This window comes from Poinsettia branch-inducing phytoplasma str. JR1, from assembly GCF_000309465.1.
Taxonomy (GTDB): domain Bacteria; phylum Bacillota_I; class Bacilli_A; order Acholeplasmatales; family Acholeplasmataceae; genus Phytoplasma; species Phytoplasma pruni.
The window spans coordinates 1-2,748 of record NZ_AKIK01000056.1; the positions used below are offsets into that span (position 1 = coordinate 1).

The 2,748-nt window shown below is 23.7% G+C and carries 3 protein-coding genes; all 3 read left to right on the plus strand.

Translation table 11 applies throughout. From position 1 onward, the window contains the following. The first annotated feature begins 560 nt into the window (after positions 1-560). Positions 561-872, plus strand: a complete 312-nt coding sequence (locus ON17_RS03875) for a hypothetical protein (RefSeq protein ID WP_051006263.1) — start codon at positions 561-563, stop codon at positions 870-872. Positions 873-1,147: 275 nt separating this feature from the next. Next, on the plus strand, positions 1,148-2,056 hold the full coding sequence (locus ON17_RS01510) for an alpha/beta fold hydrolase (RefSeq protein WP_017191739.1): 909 nt from the start codon (positions 1,148-1,150) through the stop codon (positions 2,054-2,056). A 407-nt stretch (positions 2,057-2,463) separates the two neighbouring features. Beyond that, complete coding sequence (locus tag ON17_RS01515; RefSeq protein WP_017191741.1) at positions 2,464-2,739, plus strand: SVM family protein; 276 nt, start codon at positions 2,464-2,466, stop codon at positions 2,737-2,739. Positions 2,740-2,748 lie beyond the last annotated feature (9 nt).

A 2,748-nucleotide genomic window follows, 5' to 3' on the forward strand; every position in this document is an offset into this window, starting at 1 on the left:
TATTTTATTAATTTGAAAAGAAAAGAAATTATCTACTTAATTTTAAACTTTAAAGAACAATTTTAAAAATAAAAATTTTTTAAAAAAATGGAACAGTGCGCAACTAGAAGAGAATTAAGGGGCGCAGAAATCAAATTAACCACCTAAATCACTAAAATTAATAGTCTAAATAAACAAATAAACAATCAAAAAAACTTGGAAAGATTCAATTCAACCATTTTTGCTACAAAAGTTAAACAAGAAGTAAATAAAAAAAATTGAATTCGTAACTTCTTGGTTCAAAAAATAATTTTAAGGTTAATTAAAAAGTTAAACATGTTAAAATACGTGTAGATTAAAAAAAATTATTAAAGGGATTAATAAATATGATCAAAATTAAAAAAAATCAAATAGTTTTTCTTAATCATTATTTTTATCGTTATTCTGTTTTTTGGTTTTATCATCTTAACCGAAACAGGAGTTATTCAACTCTCTAAAAATCCTATTCCTAACCTAGATAAAATTGAAAAAAACAAAATCAATGAGTGGGGGGAGAAAATAAATATGGAAAAAATTAATACATGGTTAAAGTTCGTTATAAATTTAATGACTTAAATAGCATTGGTTATTGCCAACAACAATTTAATGATAAAGAAAATAAAAGTTTTTTTGAACTAGCAACAATTAAAGATCGTATTGAATACCAACTCAAACCTTCCAACCTGGCCATCTTCATCAAAAACCGTCATCCTTTTGACCGTTGGAACAAAGATTGTGATACTTATAATTTTACCGCTTTAAACGATTTTGAAGACGCATCTTTTTATATAAAAAAGACGACAGTCAATTATGGCATCACATCGGCTTCAAAAAAAACAATACAAAGGCCATGAAATAACTACTTAATCCTCAATTACAAAGGCCCTAAACACTTCCTCGAAGAAAATAAAGACTTTACTGCCTTGGTACAATTTTTACCCACAACGATAAATTCGAATTAAACAACTTCTACCTTCATTTCAATCCTGTTAGTGGTATTTTATCCATCTAGTTGTATTTTTTATCCATATTCAAAAATAAACACAATAACGATAAAACCAAAAAAGCTAAAATGAACAAAACATGCCTTGATGGTTGGTAAAAATAAAAATTAAAGGAGTTTTAATTCATGATTCAATTAAAAAAACAATTTTTTACAAAAAATAAATGTTTTTTACCTATATTATTTTTTTTAATTCTTATAATTTTTAAACAAAAAATTTATGCTTACCCTTTGTTAGAGCAACGTATAGGTATTCATACAGATTTTAAAGAGGTTACAAACGCTAAAGCTAATATAGTTGTTACTCATGGTATTGCCGAGAGTTCAAAAGAATATGAAGGATTATCAATTTTTTTAAATAATAATAATTATAATGTTTTAATTTATGACATTAGAACTCATGGTCAAAGTAGAAATAATTCTAACGATGTAGCAGATATTGATAATTTTCATACTTTCATAGATGACTTACATTTAATAATTAATTCTTTAAAACAACAAAATAATTTAAAAAATATTTTATTGGGACACAGTTTAGGCGGAATGATTAATAATTGTTACGTTTATAAATACAATGATATAGATGGAGTTATTAATAGTGGCGCTCCAACAAAAATAATAGATTCTGTAAATGCATTTATCGAAGAAGAAACAATAAAAAATATGCCAAACATTCCAGTAGGAAGGAATTATGATAGATTATCGAGATTACCTTTAACACAAGAAATGAAAAATTTTAGAAGTGTAAATTTCTTAACTGCAAATTTTATAAGAAATACTATGATTTTAAGCATTCAATATTTTCAAGAAAATTTAATAAATAATTCATTTATTTATCCAAAACCTATTTTATTGTTACATGGAGAAGAAGATAAAGTTATTTTGTCAGAGAATAGTCAAGAATTGTTTAATATTCTTACTGAATCTAATAAAACATTGAAATTGTATCCTGATATGTATCATAATTTATTTAATGATTTAGACAGCGAACAAGTTTATCAAGATGTTATAACGTGGTTAGAGCAAATTTTATAAAAATTCAAATAGATAAAAAAACAAAAAAATAATTAAATACATTATATAAAGTAGACCCTTTCCTAGGGTCTTTTTCTTTTCCTCAAAAAACAAAAACAAAAAAACCAAAGGAGGCAAACAAAACCATGAGAGAACTAAAAATATTGCAAAAACAAATTAAAAACTTGCTATCAAAGTTGATGTATGTTATAATGAATTTATAAACAAAAAAGGGTTTTCAAATTATGGATAAAAACAAAATTGAGGCATTAAATTGTATGTTATATTATGTCCAAAAACATAAAGAAGATTTAGAAAGAGATTATTATAATTTCCAAGATAGTTATTTTGACCCATAGAACCCTAAACACTCTCTACTAAATCATCCCATCTAAAGGATAAATAAAATGAAAAGGAGTTATAAATTAATGTTTAAAATTAAACATCATTTATTATTCTTAAATATATTTGTACTTATTGGTTTAGAATTGTTTTTAATTAGTAGTAATAATCAAGTTATGGCGATGGAAAATAATAATCCTTTAAAAATAATTTATAACATTAAAGACAAAAATATTAACGAAAACAAAAAGAAAATCATAAAAATTTCTTATTATGTTAATGATAAAAATTTATCATTAGCAGATATGGCTACAAAAATTAATATAATGAATTCAAACAAAAAAACAATTAGTAGATTATAAAAAAATAAT